Below are 16,970 nucleotides of genomic sequence, written 5' to 3'. Positions count from 1 at the left end.
CGGCAATCGTGGCTTTCTCATCGACGTCATGCCGAAAGGCTTTTCGACCGAACGCACCTCTCCCGATCCCGCCAAGCACATGGTCCGTTGTCGCTGCGGCAACGTCTTCGCCTTCAAACAGAAGACCGTCTACGCCCCCGGCAGCGAACCGCGGGACTGACGCGCCATCGCAATCCGGCCGCCGGCGTTGAGAAAAAATTCACCATCTTGTCTCAACATCGACCCAATCAGCGGGCAGCTAAGGCGGCGCGCGTTCAAGTTTTGTTGATCGCGGACCCCTGCGGCAAAGGCTTGCGGCCAGAGCTGCCACCGCTTAATCGCTGAAGTTGAAGCCGAGCCGACACGCGTTGTTTTGCGAATGACCGGCACCCGTACCGCCGGAAAGACGCTTGCGGCGAGAGTATTTCCAGGAGCCCGCATGCGGCGCGAGACAACAAAGAGCCTTTCTTCCGAAACACCCCAGATGGCCAAGTTTTTCGCGCAGATGCACCGCATGCGGCATGCGCTGGCGATCGGAGCGATGGCGGTTGTTCTGTCAGGCTGTACGGCGCTCGATGTCGACGACGTGCGCGAACCGCCGCCGATCCCCGCCAAGCTCATTGCCGCCATGGCCAAGAACGGCAGCAAGCCGGAAAGCCCGGTTCTGGTTCGCATCTTCAAGCAGGAAAGCGAGCTGGAGGTCTGGAAACAGAACAAGCAGGGGCAATATACGCTTCTGAAGACCTACCCCATGTGCCGCTGGTCGGGAAAACTCGGGCCGAAGACGAAGGTCGGCGACCGCCAGGCGCCGGAAGGCTTTTACCATGTTTCCGCCGGCATGCTGAATCCGAAGTCGCAATATTTCCTGTCCTTCAATCTCGGCTACCCGAACCGGCTGGAGTCGGCGCTCGGCTATACCGGCGAAGCGCTGATGGTGCACGGCGCCTGTTCGTCGTCGGGCTGCTACGCCCTAACAGATCAGGGCGTCGGCGAGATCTACTCCGTGGTCCAGCGTGCCCTTGCCGGTGGCCAGGGCACCTTCCAGGTGCAGGCCTATCCCTTCCGCATGACGGCTGAAAACATGGCCAAGCACCGCGGCGATCCGAATTTCGATTTCTGGAAGAACATCAAGCAGGGCTACGACATCTTCGAAACGACGAAGCGCCAGCCGAAGGTTTCCGCCTGCGGTCGCCGCTATGTCTTCAACACCGAGTTCGCGGACGGCGAGCCTTCCGATCCGCTCGCCGCCTGCCCGCCCGCGGTATCGACACCTGACGCCGGGCTCGTTGCGAAGCTGCAATCGGAAGACGTGAAGCTCGCGAGCCTGATGGCAAGCGAGACGCCGGCCCCGCTCAACGCCTATGTCGACGGTGGCATGCATCCGAGCTTCCGGGCGCTTCTCGAGAAAAACGGTGCTGAAAAGCTGGCCGCGAAGATCTCGGCAACTAAGTATCCTATCAGCCGACCCGAAGCGGCGCTGGCGGATCCCTACGCCGGCCTGTAATCGTTCGTCGGCTGGCGACGCACAAATGACTTAAAAGGTCGGTTGCATCGCCAGAAGCGAATACAGGACCATCGAGGGTTCCATGCCTGAAAGAGAGATCCGCCGCCGCACCTTCCTGCAACTCTCCGCGGGGATCGCGGCTGCCGGTCTAGCGGGTTGCGCTTCGACCCGGCCGACGGTGACGCGCACCTATGCTCCGGAGCCGGTCCCGGAAGCGAACGCGTTCCTTGCGGACATGTACGGCGAGAAGCCGAACGAACTTTATCCGCTGCCGGCCATTCCCTACGAGAAGATCGATCCTCGCTTTTACCGCCAGATGGTCGCCGATCCGACCGGCGAAAAGCCGGGCACGCTGGTGGTCGACGTCGGCAGCCACTTTCTCTACCGGGTCTACGAGAACGGCCAGGCGATGCGCTACGGCGTCGGCCTCGGGCGCGCCGGCTTCGCCTGGGCCGGCCGCGGCGTCATCCAGTACAAGCGCGAATGGCCACGCTGGAAGCCGCCGAACGAAATGGTGGCCCGCCAGCCCGAGTTGCAGCAGTTCAGCATCGAGGCGGGCGGCATGGATCCCGGCCTGAAGAACCCGCTCGGTGCCCGCGCCATGTACATCTTCCAGAACGGCGAGGACACGCTCTATCGCATCCATGGCTCGCCGGAATGGTGGACCATCGGCAAATCCGTGTCGTCGGGCTGCGTGCGCATGATCAACCAGGACGTGGTTGACCTTTACAATCGTGTGCCGAACGGCACGCCGATCGTCGTCACCGACCTGACCGGCGGCGGCATGGTACAATCGCAGCCGATGCCGGAGTCACAGCCACTTCCGGACCAGCAGCCGTTGCCTGAGCCGTCGGACTATATGCAGATGGGCCCGGACGGACTGCCGCCTCCGCAGCCCCTGTAAGGCGGCGCGTCCGGTTCAAGGCGGTAGCGCGCTACAGAACGAGAAGCGGCGTCTTGCCCCTCACCCGATCGTAGAGATCGATCGCGTCCTGCTGCAGCATGCGTACGCAGCCGGCGGACGCGTTCTTGCCGATCGAGCGCCACTGCGGCGAGCCATGAATGCGGTAAAGTGTGTCCTGACCGTTCTGGAAGATGTACATGGCGCGGGCGCCGAGCGGATTGTCGAGGCCCGGATCCATGCCGCCGGCTTCGATGCCGTATTTCTTGAGGTGCGGTTGGCGCGCGATCATGTCGTCAGGCACGGTCCAGCGCGGCCATTTCCGCTTCCATTGGACCACGGCGCGCCCCTTCCAGGCGCGGCCCGCCGCGCCGAGACCGACGCCGTAGCGGATCGCACGACCGCCCGGCAGCACCCAGTACAGGAACATCCTCTGGGTATCGACGACGATGGAATAGGGCGGCTCGCTGGTCACGTAAGCCACCTCCTGGCGCAGGAATTCCGGTTTGATCTCACCGTACTGGATGCCGGGAACGTCGTAGCCCTCGTCCTTCACCGGTGCGTAGGCCTTTGCATAATCAAAGGTCTTCGTCGGTCCGACCGCTGAACCCGATGCCTCCCCCGGCGGATTGCCGTTTCCGGCGATCGGTTCGATCAGCTTCGGCTTCGGTTCGGGTTTCGGGATCTGCGTGCAGGCGCTCAAGACGGAACTGGCGATCACCGCGAGCAGCGACCGGCGGGACAAATTCATCGACACTTTTTTCTATTCCAGGTTGGGATTTCAATTGGAAATTTTTCCGAGGAGAGGCCCAGGCTCTTGGGCCGAACCGTGACCGAAATGTGGTGAAAATCATTCTTTGGCGTGGATCGCCACCGCCGAAGGCACTCGCATTCGGAGTGTTGCAGAATTCCCGCGCCGCCACGGTTGCCCGTTCTATCCGATCGCCAGATGACGCTTTGTCGGATCTGGAATGACGACGATGGTGCTGCCGTCCCGCACCTGGTCGTAGAGATAGACGACGTCCTGATTGAGCAGACGAATGCAGCCGGACGAAACCGCCTTGCCGATTGAATGCGCCTCGGGACTGCCGTGGATGCGGTAGAGCGTATCCTTGCCGTCCTTGTGGATGTAGAGGGCACGCGCACCGAGCGGGTTCTTCAGGCCCGGGGGCATGCCGCCATTGGCGATGCTGTAGGGAGCGAGCTTCGGCTGGCGCGCCACCATCTCGTCGGGCGGTGTCCAGCGCGGCCATTGGCGCTTGTAGGCAACGACCGCGCGCCCCGACCAGGCGAACCCCTCGCGGCCGACGCCGATGCCGTAGCGCATTGCCCGTCGGCCGGGCAGCACGTGATAGAGATACTTCGCCGGCGTATCGACGATCAGCGTGCCGGGCCGCTCATCGGTCGGATAATCCACCTCCTGCCGCCAGAACTTCGGATCGACCTCGGCGACCTTGACTTCGGGAATCGGGAACTCTTCGTCCGGCATCGCATAGTACATCGGCGGCACGACCGATCCCGTCGTTGCCGGTACCGTTGCCGCCGCCGGGATCAGTACAGGCGTCGGGCCTGCGGTCGCACAGCCGGTGACAAACAGGGAGGCTGTGCCGACGAAAAGGCTGCGGCGGGTGAGCGTGATGCCGGTCTTGTGATCGGCCATGGATGAAGAGGGCTCGTTTGATTCGGTCATATCGGGCATTCAACGATTCGATTGTTGCAATGCCGCTTCACAGGGAAGGCCTACCTTAAGGCTGCCTTAAGGGAGCGCCTTAAAAGTTCGGCTCTCAAGAATGTGAGGAATAGCAATGCGAGTCCTGATCGTCGAAGACGACGATATCCTCAGAGACGGCTTGAAGGTGGGCCTGGCGCTGGCCGGCTTCACCACCGATGCCGTCGGCACCTGCGACGCGGCAGCAACCGCGCTCGCCGCCAACGGCTTCGACGCGATCGTGCTCGACCTGATGCTGCCAGACGGCTCAGGCATGGATATCCTCAAGGACTTGCGCTCCGGTCAGAATGACACTCCAGTGCTGCTGCTGACCGCCCGTGACACGGTTCGCGATCGGGTAGCCGGCCTCGACACCGGGGCCGATGACTACCTGGGAAAACCGTTCGACCTCGACGAGGTGGCAGCTCGGCTGCGGGCGTTGTCCCGGCGGTCTACGGGCCGCGCAACGGCTGCGCTCGAATGGGCGAGCTTGCGGCTCGATCCCGCTCGACGGTCGGTCGAACAGGCGGGCAGGCCGGTGCAGCTATCCCGGCGCGAATACTCCATCCTACATACGCTGATGGCACATCCCGGCCTCATCTTCTCGAAGACCAAGCTGGAAGACAGGCTCTACGGCTGGCAGGAGGAAATCGAAAGCAACGCCGTCGAGGTCCATATCCATCATTTGCGTAGCAAGCTCGGGCCCGGCCTGATCGAAACCGTCAGGGGCATCGGCTATCGCTTGGGCGGGGCCGGCTGATGCGGTCACTGCGCACGCGCCTCTTCGCCATCCTGCTGGTCACGACGGGCCTTCTCTGGCTTTCGGCCACGGTCTGGATCTTTCTCAGCACCCGCGCCGAAGTCGAGCGGGTGCTCGACGCACGGCTGATGGAGGCCGCGCGCATGGTGAATTCGCTGATTGTCAGCCCCGACATGTTGAAGGAAGAAGGCGACGCTGACGCCAACCGCCTGATACAAAGCGCGACCAAGATCCCGCTGCTCGAGCATCCGCACTACGATCGCCAACTCTCCTGTCAAATCTGGTCGCTGGACGGCACACTGATCGGCAAGTCCGACAGCGCTCCCGACACGACCCTTGCGCCACACGCGACGGGCTTCTCGGAAACCGTCATCAACGGTGAGACCTGGCGGGTCTTCGCGGTTGAGAACGCCAGCCTCGGCGTGCGCGTCCTCGTCGGCGACAACCTGCGTATCCGCGACCGGTTGGTCAACGATATGGTCAAGGGATTGCTGCTGCCGGCCCTGCTGATCATCCCGTTGCTCGCCGTCTTGATCTGGCTCAGCGTCGGGCGCGGTTTGGCACCGCTCAGGAAACTCGCCGGCGATCTCGCAGCGCGCGAGGCCTCCGATCTGCACGCGATCGAAGACCTCGGCACGACGCGCGAAATCAGCCCGGTTCTGAAATCCCTGAATGGTCTCTTCGCCCGTGTCGCCGGCGCCCGCGAGCGCGAACAGAACTTCATCGCCTTTGCCGCGCACGAGTTACGCACGCCCCTGGCCGGCCTGAAGACGCAAGCCCAGGTCGCGCTCGCGAGCGACGATGGCGAAATCCGCGAAAAGGCGCTCGGCCAGATCGTCGCCGGGGTCGACCGCACCGGAAAGCTGGTGCGACAATTGCTGGACATCGCTTCGGTTGGGGCCTCAGAGAGCGCCGAACCGGCAGCCGACTGCGATGTCGGTGAAATGCTGACGGCCCTTCGGACTGAACTCGTCGGCCAGGCTCACAGGGTCGATGTCGCCATCGACGCGCAGCTGTTCGGTCTCAGGATCGGCATGGATCCGAACCTCTTCCGGCTGGTGGCACGCAACCTCCTGGAAAACGCCCTCAACCATTCGCCGCCGGGCGCAACGGTCTCCTGCAGTTGCAAGATGGAGGTGGACCGCCTCGTCTTCGCGATCGAAGACATGGGACCCGGCATTCCCGACGAGGAGATGCCGCATGTTACCGAGCGCTTCTTCCGTGGCCGCTTCAAGACGGCGGTCGGCAGCGGCCTCGGCTTGAGCATCGTCGAACAGGCGCTGGATCGCACCGGCGCGGAACTCGAACTCCGCAATTGCCAAAGCGGCGGCCTGTCAGCGCGCATCGTGCTGCCGCCGAGCCTCGTGCGGTGAGCTTGCGCCAGAGCCGGACGTGCGGCTTTGCACAACTGTCTGCCGTTCCGCAATTCCCGCGGAAAACCGTTTCACCCTTCGCGACGCCGCCAGGACTCCCGGCAACTCAAACTAGCTCGAAAGAAGGCGTTGACCTCACGACCAGGCGTGACACGCTCAGGCGTGGGTCACTTCGGTCATCCGCGAGGACCATACTCCGGGTGGCGCGAGCCGAGAGGAGACGAGTCATGGCAGGGAACGGTAGCTACAACGGAACGTGCTTCTGTGGCGCAGTCGAGATCGAAGTGAGCGGCGACCCGACCGCCATGGGCTTTTGTCACTGCAGTTCGTGCCGGACGTGGTCGGCGGGGCCGGTGAACGCCTTCACGCTCTGGCCGCCGGAGAAAGTCCGGATCGTCAAGGGCGCCGATAATTTCGTCGGCTATCAGAAGACCGCGACGAGCGTGCGCAAATGGTGCAAAGTCTGCGGCGGTCATCTCATGACCGAGCATCCGCTGTGGGGCGTGACGGACGTCTCTGCTGCCGTCATCCCGGCATTGCCGTTCAAGCCCGCGCTCCACGTCAACTATCAGGAGACCGTGCTGCCAATGAAGGACGGCTTGCCCAAATATCGCGATTTCCCACCAGCTTTCGGCGGCACCGGGGAATTGATCGGGGAATGAGTCAGGCCGCGGCCGGAGCGGCGTTCTGCAGGTAGTGCTGCAGGGCGGTGCGGGTGTTGACGAACAGGCGATCGGGGCCGAGCTGATCGGCAAAACCGGAAGCCCGCACATAGGCGAGCACGTCCGGGTTCAGCTCGGCCAGCCAGACGGTAACCCCGTGTTCGCTGATGCGGCGCTCGCCTTCCATCATCATCTGCAGCGCGGAATACTCGATATCGAAGACGCGGCTCATGTCGAGCACGAGAATCCTGGGCTTGTGCTTGGCGACCAGCATCTGCGCCTGGTCTGCCACCTGCTGGGCATTGGCAAAGAACAGGCGTCCCTCCGGCCGAATAATCAGCAAGCCTTCAAAGGTCTCGTCGTCTGGATGATCCGGTGACAGCGGCCGGAGCCGATCGGTGCCACGCTTGCGGCCAACGACATGCACCTTCGGTGCCGAAGCCTGGCGGGCCAGCCCGATGAACGACAGGATGATCGCGATGATGATGCCTTGGAGCGTGCCGAAGAACAGCACGCCGAGGAAGGCCGCAAGCGCCCATCGAAACTCCATCCGCCTGACCTTGCGCACCGACCAGAAATCCGCCGGCTTGATGAGGCCGACCGAGTAAACGATGACGATCGCCGCGAGGACGGCCTGCGGCAACAGGCCGAGCAAAGGCGCCAGGACGAGCATGGTCGCCGCCGCGGCCGCAGCAGTGACCAGCGACGCCACTTGCGAATGCCCGCCGACGGCGCGCACGACGGCGGTTTGCGATGTGCCGCCACCGGCGCTCATAGCGCCGAACAAGGCACCGGCGAGGTTTGCGGCGCCCGTCGCCAGCAGCTCGCGGTTCGCCCTGATCGGCGGGTCGGAGGGAGCGGCAAATGCACGCCCGGCGGCGATGGTCTCGGTGAAGCTCATCAGCGCAATCCCCAGAGCACCGGGCAGAAGCTCTCGGGCGAGACCGAGGCTAGGCAGGGTGATCGACGGCAGCGACTGCGGAATGAAGCCGACGATGGAGACGCCGAGTGCCTCGAGACCGGCAAGCCAGGAAAGCGCAATACCCGCCGCCACGGCCAGAAGCGGCGCCGGCGAATGCGGCCAGAGCCGCTCCATCGCCAGCAGCGCCACCAGGGCGGCAGCCGCAATCGCCAAGGTGAGCGTCGAGGTTTCCGGCAAGTGGCCGACGATGCTGACGATATCCCGGAAGAAGCCTTCCTTGGTGATGTGAAGGCCAAGCAGCTTCGGCACCTGGTCGAGCACTATGACGAGGCCGATGCCGGCCTTGAAGCCGATCAGGACCGGCGAGGAGATGAAATTGGCGACGAAGCCGAAGCGGAGAACGGAAGCGAGGATAAGAATCCCGCCGGTCATCGCCGTCAGCGTCGCGGTTGCCGTTATCAGCCTGCCGGGATCGCCATCGGGGACGGCAAGCCCGAGCTGCGTTCCGGCGAGGATCGCAAGGGTGGTCGTCGACGAGACGCTCAGGACCCGGGAGGTGCCGAGAAGCGCGTAGACGATCATCGGCACGAAGGCGGTGTAGAGACCGACACTGACAGGCAGACCGGCGACCGTGGCATAGGCCATCGCCTTCGGCAGAACCACGGCAGCGGCCGTGAGACCTGCAATCACATCGAGCCGTAAACCCGTGGTGAAACCGCGACCGTCGCCGACAGGCGAATGCTCGTTCGATGCCATCCGGACCGCCCTCTGACAGAAGCTTTCATGAAGTAATTCTAAAGCGATAGCACTGGGTAAAAACCGTTGCAAGGAGCGCCGCGGCCGGAGATCGAACGTCGGTTCCCGTCTCTCAACGCAGCCGCTGGCAGGCTGCTCGACTTGCGGCTATCTTGACGGTGGCGGATGCGGAGCCGAGCGGGAATCCCGGCGACAGACGCGAAACGGGATCGTTGGCATGGCGGGCTTCCAGTCCCGCGAAAGGGAGGATTGCGTGGCGGCATCTCATCGCAGGAGCCATTCGAAAAGAATGCGGCGCCTGTTCTTCTCGAATCTTTACCAGCAGCTTCAGGTGCTGTGGCCGATCTTCTCCGCGATCCTGATCGTGATGACCGGATCCGGTGTCATCATCGGCCAGATCGAGGACTGGCGGCTCGATGAGGCTCTCTATTTCACCTTCGTCACCGGGCTGACGATCGGCTACGGCGACATCACGCCGAAATACCTGACCGCACGGGTGCTGGCTCTGGTGATCGGTTTTTCCGGCATCGTCCTGACGGGCCTCGTCGCGGCCATCAGCGTGCAGGCGTTGAATGCAACCAGCAGGAATGAATCGGACGATCGCTGAGGAGAGCGGATGCCAGCGTGCCCGCTCTCCCGCTGCAAGCCTGCCGCGGCTCAGCCGGCCACGAAGCGCCCCTCGGACACGATCTCGGAGAGGGCCTTGCGCGGGCTCGGCTGTTCGCGCTGCTTCAGGGCCTCCGGCAACAGTGCCTTGTCGCCCTGACGGCCGATCGCGGCGGCGGCCTCGATCCGGAAGTTTTCGGGCACTTCGAGTTCGGCCCGCGCGCGATCATAGTCGATGCCGGCCATACCGTGCGCCTGCCAGCCGGAATGGGCCGCCTGCAGGGCGAGCGCACCCCAGGCCGCGCCCGCATCGAAGGAATGGGTGTAGGAGGGCACCTCTTCGCTGGCGCCCGGCGGCAACAGCGACGTCTTCGACAGCACGAAAATGAGGGCCGAGGCTTCCTTTGCCCAACTGCGGTTGAACTCGTTCAGAAGGCCGAGCAGCTTCTCCCAGTCCCGTCCGCCGCGGCGAGCATAGACGAAATGCCAGGGCTGGGCATTGTAGGCGGATGGCGCCCAGCGGGCGGCCTCCAGGATTTCGAACAGCGCGGCCTCGGAAATCTCTTCGCCCGAATAGGCCCGCGGCGACCAGCGTTCGAGGAACAGCGGATTGATCGCGTGGTCCGCGACACGTGAATTCACATGCAATGTCATGGGGATGGTCCATTCATCGGCGACGCGCTGCCGCCGTTCGGGTTGGTCATTGGCGGCCGAAGCTTTCGTATCGATCGCAACGACTCCTCAAGGTCGAGATCTCATCGGAGAGTTCGGCGATACGGTTCCTGAGCTCATTGGCCGTTCCGTCCTCGATATCGTCGAAACCGAAACAGTCCCGCGCCTCGTGCAGTTCCAGCCGGCCCTGCAAGACCTCGCGGATTGCGCTCAAGCGCTCATATTGCCGCAGCATACTCATCTCAGACCTCGTTTCAGCAGTCGCCGCAACTCGCGCCGACCGGAGAGCGTTTCTGCCCGGCCCAATTCCTGACCGAGCTTCTCCGAGATTATCCACACAAATGGTAGATTAAAGGAAATCTGACCCAAAGAGCGGGCGAGACGTGAAAAAACTGCACCGCCTTTGGTTCATGCCGCAGGCGCAAGCGGCGGGGAGATGGATGGGTTTGCCGGCAACGCTGTCGCACCCTGCGGCATGGGTGGGACCTGGGCGATGGGAGGCTCGCCCAGGTCGGGAGACGTCAAGCGGTGGGCAGGTCCTTCGCGTCGGGGCGGTTGCCATCGAGGAAGCCCATGTCCCGCTTCAGATGATCCGACAGGTCCCTGACGTCGACGACATCAAGCACCGGGCGCTTCCGGGCGAACAGAAACGCCAGCCAGGAGCCCGCGGAAAAATCGTTTGTCGACGAAAAACTACGTACTTGAATGGTTGTCATAGCCATCATCCTCTTCATCAATCCGTCTAATGGACGGACCTTGAAAATGGTTATGAACCACATCACCTTCCAATCGAATTTCGCTCACCATACATAAGGCCATTTGATGCATAAGACACTTCCGCTCCCGCCATTGACGGCGATACGCGTCTTCGAGGCGGTTGCCCGGCATGGAAGCTTCACCAAGGCCGCAACCGAGCTCGGCATGACCCAGGCGGCGGTGAGCTATCAGATCAAGGTTCTCGAGGATCGTGTCGGCGCGCCTCTGTTTTTGCGCCGGCCGCGCCAGATCGCCCTGACCGAAGTGGGGCAACGGCTCGCACCCGCCGTGACGCAAGCCTTCGAGCAGCTCAGCGAAGCCTACGTGACGGCGCGCGGCGGTGCCCAGGGAACGCTGGTGATCAGCACGATCGCCACCTTCGCCTCCAACTGGCTGGCACGGCGCCTTGGCTCCTTCCAGATCGCCCACCCCTCGCTTGCCGTCCGCCTTCAAACCGAGCCCCACCTGGTCGACTTCAGCCGCGAAGAGGTCGATATCGGTATTCGCTCAGGCGGCGGCGACTGGCCGGGGCTTGCGGCACACCGGCTCATCAACGCCGATTTCACCCCCATGCTCAGCCCGAGCCTCGCCGCAAGCATCGGCGGGGTGAAAGAGCCGGCCGATCTCCTGCGTCTGCCGCTGCTCGATCCGGGCGACCCCTGGTGGGCCAAGTGGTTCATGGCCGCAAATGTGCCGGCCGAGGGCCTCTCGAGCCGTCCGGGCGCAAGCATGGGCGCACAGGTCTATGAGGGCAACGCCGCGACGGCCGGCCAGGGCGTCGCAATCCTGACGCCCGCCTTCTTTGCCGCGGAATTAGCCGATGGGCGCCTCGTCCAGCCCTTCGATCTCCTCTGTAACGACGACCAGGCCTACTGGCTGGTCTACCCGGAAACGCGGCGCAATTCGTCGAAGATCAGCGCCTTCCGTCAATGGATCCTGGGCGAGCTCGCAGCGTGAGCCCAACATTTTTGCCTCGTTCCGGAACTCTCGGGCATGCCCGGGAGTTGCATTCCCGAAGCGCCCATAACGAGGGTCACGGGAGCGATCATGCAACGCGCGCCGACGGAACAGTTCCGTTCAGCCACTGAGAACGCCTGGTGGACTGTCCATCGCGGCGATGGACCGATCGTCGGCACCGCGATCCACAATGGGCATGCCATGCGCAGCGACGCCCGGGCGCTGGTGGCCCTGACGGACGAGCAAAGGCTGCGCGAAGAGGACCCATTCACCGAGTTTATCATCCGGGATCTCGCCAACCGCATTGTCGTCCATCGATCCCGCTTTGAGGTCGACATCAACCGTGCCCGTCCCGGCGCGGTCTATCTCCAGCCGGCTCAGGCTTGGGGCCTTTCCGTCTGGCGGGAGCCGCCGTCGGCGGAGCTGATCGAGGCCTCCCTTGCCCTCCATGACGAATACTATGCCATGCTGCGGTCGATGCTGACGGCAATCGAGCGCCGCCATCAGCGATTCATCGTTCTTGACGTGCACAGTTACAACCATCGACGCCAGGGGCCGGAGGCCGAACCGGCCGATATCGCCGAAACACCCGAGGTCAATATCGGAACCTCGTCCATGGACCGGGTCAAATGGGCCGGCGTCATCGACACGCTGATATCAACCGTCAGCGCCACCACGGTCGCGGGCCGGCCGGTGGATGTGCGCGAGAACATCGCCTTCCAGGGGCGCGGGGAACAGACGCGCTTCATCCACGAGCACTTTCCCGATACCGGTTGCGCGATCGCGATCGAGTTCAAGAAAACCTTCATGGACGAGTGGACTGGCAAGCCGGATCTCGAAGCGCTGCGGTCGCTGCGCACACTGGTCGGATCGCTCGCTCCGGTCCTGACCGAGGCGCTCGCGAGGCAGCGATGACGGACCGGACACCCATGCTCGCCGGTCCTGGATCGGAGTGGCTTGATGAAGCCATTGTCCGACTGAAGAGTGGCCGTGCCGTGCGACGGGACTTCGGCGAGGGTGGACGGCTGCACATCGACCGCCTGCTTCCCTTCCTCTGCGTTCATATCACCGCCGAGCACCAGCAGCCGGTCGCGCGCGACATCGCCCAGGCGAATGCCGCCTATCTGCTGGCGCCGAGCGTCGATATCGCCGCCGCCGTCATCGAACGGGTCGGCCGCGTGATCGAAGAACGACTGGGCATGTTCATCGTTCTCGAATTTGCGGAACTCGAAAGCGACGATCCGCCCGCCAAGGACGCGCCTTTCCTGCCGCCGTTCCTGATCGAGGTTGTCGCCGGGACGACCGGCGCCGAGCAGGTTGCCGCGAAAGCACTGATCGAGACAGCTGCAACGATCGAAGGAAAGTTCCGAACGCCACATGTGACGCTCGTCGAGCGAAACCCGGATGCGACCGCGCGGCGGAAATCCCTGGCGATCGACTATCCTCATCTCACCGTACGCTTCGCGCCGATCTATTGCGAGCCCGGCACCCGCCGCATCTATCCGCAATTGCGCGAGCGGCTGGTCGCAAGCGTCTTCGATGCCGGCCTTCGGGCCATCACAGCCTTCGCCCGCGCCAGGTCTGACGACTTCCGGATACCGACGCACCGTGCCCTTGGCCGGAAGGCCTTCGTCGATGCGGTCGTGCGCGCCGATCGCGGCATGGACGACATCGCCTCCAGCTTCGATTTCCTGCTCGCGGTAACGCCGATCAACGCCGAGGCCGCCTGGGCTGAGTTCGCGTCGAGCGGCTTTTCGCGAAGTCCCCGCCTCTACTATCGCCCGCTGACGCTGCAGATCGAAACGGCCAAGCGCAAACTCTTCACCCTCAATTTCGAGCATCTCGAAGATCCGCTGCTCTACGCCCTCTATCGCGAAAAGCAGCAGGAAGTCGATCTCCAACTCTCGATGATTTCCGCCCGCGAGACCCGCAAATTCGTTGAACTCGGTCGCGCCCTCTACGGCCCGGTCGAAGACGAGCTTCTCGACGCCGCTTCCGACGTCCTTGCGGAAACCGCCACCGATGGCAACACGTCGCCGACATCCGACAACAAGCGCGGCTGCGACTACATAAGGGAGCGTGGGCAGGCGATGATATCAGCCTATCGGCGCCAATCGCCCGATTTCACCGCGTCCGTCGAAATTCGCGACGATCTGCCCGCCGGCCTGCTCGTTTCGCGTGGCCAATTGCTGATCGCCCGAAGCTCGGCACTCGACGCCGACCGCGTCGAGGCGCTGCTCAATCATGAGGTGGGCGTGCACCTGCTGACCTACTTCAACGGCTCGGCACAGGGTCTCAGGATTCTGCGCTCGGGCCTTGCAGGTTACGAGGGCATGCAGGAAGGGCTCGCCGTTTTCGCCGAATACTTGAGCGCCGGCATGACCGCAGATCGGCTGCGGGTGCTTGCGGCGAGAGTTGTCGGCTGCGCTGCCCTGCTCGACGGCGCCGAGTTTCCGGAAACCTACCGGATGCTCGTCGATGACCACGGTTTCGGGACCGCCGAGGCCTTCAACATTACGCTTCGCATCTATCGCGGCGGCGGACTGGTCAAGGACGCGATCTACATGCGCGGCCTGCTGCAGCTTCTCGACCACCTCGCCGACGGCGGCAGTCTCGAACCCTTCTGGATGGGCAAGATCGCCGCGTCGCATTTCGGTGCAATCCAGGAACTCAATTTGCGCGGCCTCCTTGGTGCCGCGGCCATTCGCCCTATTTTTCTCGATGACGTCAAAGCGCGCGACCGGCTTCAAAGAGCCGAGAGGGGAATGACCCCGCTCGACATGGTCGCAGACTAGAGCGCCGTGCGTTCCGATGAACGCACTGAGATCGCAGCATATGTCGGAGTCGGACCACTAGGAAACCGGATGCGCATCGCCTTTTTCGTCAACTCGATCGAGGGTGAAGAGACGTTTTACGCGACGACGTCGCTGGCGCTTGCAGCGCTCGCCCGCGGCCACGAGATTGCCTACATCACGCCCGGCGATTTCACCCTGAGGCCCGATGGCCGGCTGACGATCCACGCCCTGAAACTCGGTTCGGCGAAGCCGCCCAAGGCCGAGGCCTTCATCGCCGCATTGCGAAGCGGCGCCACACAGCACGATATCCTGGACATTGCCGAAATCCAGGTTCTGTTTCTCAGAAGCGATCCGTCGGAAGACACCGGCCCTCGCTCCTGGGCCGCCCACTCCGGCGTGATCTTCGGACGGCTTGCAGCCGAACGCGGGACAATTGTCGTCAACGACCCCGACGGCCTGGCACGAGCGCAGAACAAGCTCTATCTTCAGGGCTTCCCCGAAATCGTTCGGCCGACCACACTGATCTCAAAGCACATCGAGGAGATAAAGGCTTTTGTCGACGAGCACCCCGGGGGCGTCATCCTCAAGCCGTTGCAAGGCTCCGGCGGCAAGAACGTCTTCAAGGTCAGTTCCAGCCACGAGACGAACCTCAATCAGATCTTCGAGGCGGTCTCCGAGATGGGCTATGTGATCGCGCAGGAATATCTGCCGGCAGCGACCGAAGGAGACGTCAGGCTGTTCCTGATGAACGGCCGGCCGCTCAAACGCGGCGATACCTATGCCGCGGTTCGGCGCGTCCCGGCGGACGGCGAGCTGCGGTCCAACATGCATGTCAACGGCAGGCCGATCGCCGCGGTGATAACGCCCGAAATGCTCGCCGTCGCCGAACAGATGCGTCCCAAGCTGGTGCGCGACGGCATGTTCCTTGTCGGGCTCGACGTGGTCGGCGACAAGCTCGTCGAGGTGAATGTCTTTACCCCCGGGGCCCTGCCCGAGATCGCCGAGCTTACCTCGATCGATTTCAGTGAGGATATCGTGGCGGCGCTTGAACAGAAGCTCGACATCAAGCGGGCCAACGGCGGCACCCTTTCCAATCGCGAGCTTGCTACCCTCTGACCTGCAGTCAGTGCCCGCGGCAGTTCCACCTGCCCGGCGATCGGGGAAATCCTGCCTTTCGCACTGTCAAAACCCCGCTCGCGCGGTATAAGCGCCGCGCAGCCCGGGCATCTTCGTGCTCCCAAACAAAGATCACCGGCTGTCGCCGGCGCGTCCAATTGGACGCCCTCCCAAGGCCCAAGCTCCGGCGTCAACGACATCATGAGGTTAAACCATTGGCAGGTATCATCACCAAGGGCTCTGAGCCCGCGCGCGCGGTCTCATCCGCGTCATCGGACGCCACGGGCTATCGATTTGCCCTCTTCGCACTCACCTCACTGTTCTTCATGTGGGGCTTCATCACGTGCCTGAACGACATTCTGATCCCGCATCTGAAGAACGTCTTCTCGCTCAACTACACGCAGTCGATGCTGATCCAGTTCTGCTTTTTTGGCGCCTATTTCATCGTCTCGCTTCCTGCCGGCGCGCTGGTCAAGCGCATCAGCTACAAATGGGGGATCGTGCTCGGTCTCGTCATCGCCGCGGTCGGCTGCGCGCTCTTCGTACCGGCGGCAAGTTATCGCATCTATGCGCTGTTCCTCGGCGCTCTCTTCGTGCTGGCGAGCGGCATCACGCTGCTGCAGGTCTCGGCCAACCCCTATGTGACCGTGCTTGGTCCGCCGGACACGGCCGCAAGCCGCCTGACGCTGACCCAGGCCTTCAACTCCCTCGGCACCACGCTCGCCCCGATGTTCGGCGCGACGCTGATCCTGTCGGCTGCGGTCGTCGCGACTGCCGATCCGACGCCAGAGCAACTTGATGCTCTAAGGCTCGCGGAAGCGAGCGCGGTCAAGCTGCCCTATCTGCTCCTTGCCGCCGCCTTCCTGCTGCTTGCGGCGCTTTTCGCCGCCCTGAAGCTGCCGACCGTCGAAGTGCATGACGAGATCGAGCCGATCACCGACGCCAAGTCGGCCTGGCACTATCGGCACCTGGTTCTCGGTGCGATCGGCATCTTCGTCTATGTCGGCGCGGAAGTCAGCATCGGCAGCTTCCTCGTCAACTTCCTGAATCAGCCCGACATTGCCGGCCTCTCCGAAGCCGACGCCGCCCACTATGTGATGTATTTCTGGGGCGGAGCGATGATCGGCCGGTTCATCGGCGCGGTTGCGATGCGCTTCGTCGACGACGGCAAGGCGCTCGCCTTCAACGCGGTCGCAGCGATCATGTTGCTGCTCCTCACCGTCTTTGCCGGCGGCCGCGTTGCCATGTGGTCGGTCCTGGCGATCGGGTTCTTCAACTCGATCATGTTCCCGGCGATCTTCAGCCTGGCGCTCTACGGTCTCGGGAAATACACGAGCCAGGGCTCGGGCATCCTGTGCCTGGCGATCGTCGGCGGCGCGCTCCTGCCGCTGATCCAGGGCGGACTTGCCGACACGCTCGGCATCCATCTCGCCTTCCTGATGCCCGTCGCCTGCTATGCCTATATCGCCTTCTACGGCTTGAAGGGGCACAGGCCGACCTGAT

17 protein-coding genes are annotated in these 16,970 nt (G+C 63.4%); 11 read left to right on the top strand and 6 right to left on the bottom strand.

Features of this window, described 5'->3' with window-relative positions:
* Positions 1–463: 463 nt before the first annotated feature.
* Together BHMPCIPO_RS26015 and BHMPCIPO_RS26010 are read left to right on the top strand one after the other, a co-directional pair.
* Positions 464–1,483, top strand: a complete 1,020-nt coding sequence (locus tag BHMPCIPO_RS26015; RefSeq protein WP_376741702.1) for a hypothetical protein — start codon at positions 464–466, stop codon at positions 1,481–1,483.
* Positions 1,484–1,565: 82 nt separating this feature from the next.
* On the top strand, positions 1,566–2,387 hold the full coding sequence (locus tag BHMPCIPO_RS26010; protein ID WP_173519615.1) for a L,D-transpeptidase: 822 nt from the start codon (positions 1,566–1,568) through the stop codon (positions 2,385–2,387).
* A 31-nt stretch (positions 2,388–2,418) separates the two neighbouring features.
* Here the strand turns inward: BHMPCIPO_RS26010 and BHMPCIPO_RS26005 are convergent, their stop codons facing one another.
* Positions 2,419–3,135: a L,D-transpeptidase gene (locus BHMPCIPO_RS26005; protein WP_173519614.1), complete on the bottom strand. Its 717-nt coding sequence runs from the start codon at positions 3,133–3,135 to the stop codon at positions 2,419–2,421.
* A gap of 183 nt (positions 3,136–3,318) precedes the next feature.
* On the bottom strand, positions 3,319–4,074 hold the full coding sequence (locus BHMPCIPO_RS26000) for a L,D-transpeptidase (RefSeq protein ID WP_246304567.1): 756 nt from the start codon (positions 4,072–4,074) through the stop codon (positions 3,319–3,321).
* Between the two features lie 115 nt (positions 4,075–4,189).
* Between BHMPCIPO_RS26000 and BHMPCIPO_RS25995 the strand changes: the two genes are divergently transcribed.
* The 3 genes from BHMPCIPO_RS25995 (at position 4,190) to BHMPCIPO_RS25985 (ending at position 6,887) form a co-directional block, all read left to right on the top strand.
* A complete protein-coding gene (locus BHMPCIPO_RS25995) occupies positions 4,190–4,852 on the top strand; it encodes a response regulator (RefSeq protein ID WP_173519613.1) in 663 nt (220 codons plus the stop codon).
* Positions 4,852–6,225: an ATP-binding protein gene (locus BHMPCIPO_RS25990; RefSeq protein WP_173519612.1), complete on the top strand. Its 1,374-nt coding sequence runs from the start codon at positions 4,852–4,854 to the stop codon at positions 6,223–6,225. Before BHMPCIPO_RS25995 ends, BHMPCIPO_RS25990 begins: the two co-directional genes overlap by 1 nt.
* A 227-nt stretch (positions 6,226–6,452) precedes the next feature.
* The gene (locus BHMPCIPO_RS25985) at positions 6,453–6,887 is read left to right on the top strand and encodes a GFA family protein (protein ID WP_173519611.1); all 435 of its coding nucleotides are present in this window, start codon (positions 6,453–6,455) and stop codon (positions 6,885–6,887) included.
* Between the two features lies 1 nt (position 6,888).
* Here the strand turns inward: BHMPCIPO_RS25985 and BHMPCIPO_RS25980 are convergent, their stop codons facing one another.
* The gene (locus BHMPCIPO_RS25980; protein WP_173519610.1) at positions 6,889–8,565 is read right to left on the bottom strand and encodes a SulP family inorganic anion transporter; all 1,677 of its coding nucleotides are present in this window, start codon (positions 8,563–8,565) and stop codon (positions 6,889–6,891) included.
* A 289-nt stretch (positions 8,566–8,854) separates the two neighbouring features.
* On the opposite strand from BHMPCIPO_RS25980, the gene BHMPCIPO_RS25975 reads away from it, so the two are divergent.
* The gene (locus BHMPCIPO_RS25975; protein WP_173519609.1) at positions 8,855–9,172 is read left to right on the top strand and encodes a potassium channel family protein; all 318 of its coding nucleotides are present in this window, start codon (positions 8,855–8,857) and stop codon (positions 9,170–9,172) included.
* A gap of 50 nt (positions 9,173–9,222) precedes the next feature.
* Here BHMPCIPO_RS25975 and BHMPCIPO_RS25970 read toward each other — a convergent pair whose 3' ends face one another.
* From BHMPCIPO_RS25970 to BHMPCIPO_RS25960, 3 genes are all read right to left on the bottom strand, one after another.
* Positions 9,223–9,825 carry a nitroreductase family protein gene (locus BHMPCIPO_RS25970; protein ID WP_210266651.1) on the bottom strand — a complete coding sequence of 201 codons (603 nt, stop codon included), beginning with the start codon at positions 9,823–9,825 and terminating at the stop codon, positions 9,223–9,225.
* 46 nt (positions 9,826–9,871) lie between these two features.
* Positions 9,872–10,084, bottom strand: coding sequence for a hypothetical protein (locus tag BHMPCIPO_RS25965; protein ID WP_376741701.1), 213 nt, complete (start codon positions 10,082–10,084; stop codon positions 9,872–9,874).
* Positions 10,085–10,364: 280 nt separating this feature from the next.
* The gene (locus BHMPCIPO_RS25960; RefSeq protein WP_173519608.1) at positions 10,365–10,559 is read right to left on the bottom strand and encodes a hypothetical protein; all 195 of its coding nucleotides are present in this window, start codon (positions 10,557–10,559) and stop codon (positions 10,365–10,367) included.
* 106 nt (positions 10,560–10,665) lie between these two features.
* Here BHMPCIPO_RS25960 and BHMPCIPO_RS25955 point away from each other — a divergent pair, with 106 nt between their 5' ends.
* From BHMPCIPO_RS25955 to BHMPCIPO_RS25935, 5 genes are all read left to right on the top strand, one after another.
* Positions 10,666–11,556, top strand: a complete 891-nt coding sequence (locus BHMPCIPO_RS25955; protein ID WP_173519607.1) for a LysR substrate-binding domain-containing protein — start codon at positions 10,666–10,668, stop codon at positions 11,554–11,556.
* A gap of 90 nt (positions 11,557–11,646) precedes the next feature.
* Positions 11,647–12,471 carry an N-formylglutamate amidohydrolase gene (locus tag BHMPCIPO_RS25950; protein ID WP_173519606.1) on the top strand — a complete coding sequence of 275 codons (825 nt, stop codon included), beginning with the start codon at positions 11,647–11,649 and terminating at the stop codon, positions 12,469–12,471.
* Positions 12,468–14,351: a peptidase MATCAP family protein gene (locus BHMPCIPO_RS25945; RefSeq protein WP_173519605.1), complete on the top strand. Its 1,884-nt coding sequence runs from the start codon at positions 12,468–12,470 to the stop codon at positions 14,349–14,351. The genes BHMPCIPO_RS25950 and BHMPCIPO_RS25945 overlap by 4 nt, the downstream gene beginning before the upstream one ends.
* Before the next feature lie 69 nt (positions 14,352–14,420).
* Positions 14,421–15,467, top strand: coding sequence for a glutathione synthetase (locus tag BHMPCIPO_RS25940; RefSeq protein WP_173519604.1), 1,047 nt, complete (start codon positions 14,421–14,423; stop codon positions 15,465–15,467).
* 227 nt (positions 15,468–15,694) lie between these two features.
* The gene (locus BHMPCIPO_RS25935; RefSeq protein WP_376741722.1) at positions 15,695–16,969 is read left to right on the top strand and encodes a sugar MFS transporter; all 1,275 of its coding nucleotides are present in this window, start codon (positions 15,695–15,697) and stop codon (positions 16,967–16,969) included.
* Position 16,970 lies beyond the last annotated feature (1 nt).

The sequence above is a fragment of the Ensifer sesbaniae genome (assembly GCF_013283665.1).
GTDB classification, from domain to species: domain Bacteria; phylum Pseudomonadota; class Alphaproteobacteria; order Rhizobiales; family Rhizobiaceae; genus Ensifer; species Ensifer sesbaniae.
This window is presented reverse-complemented; position numbering and strand designations above follow the sequence as displayed.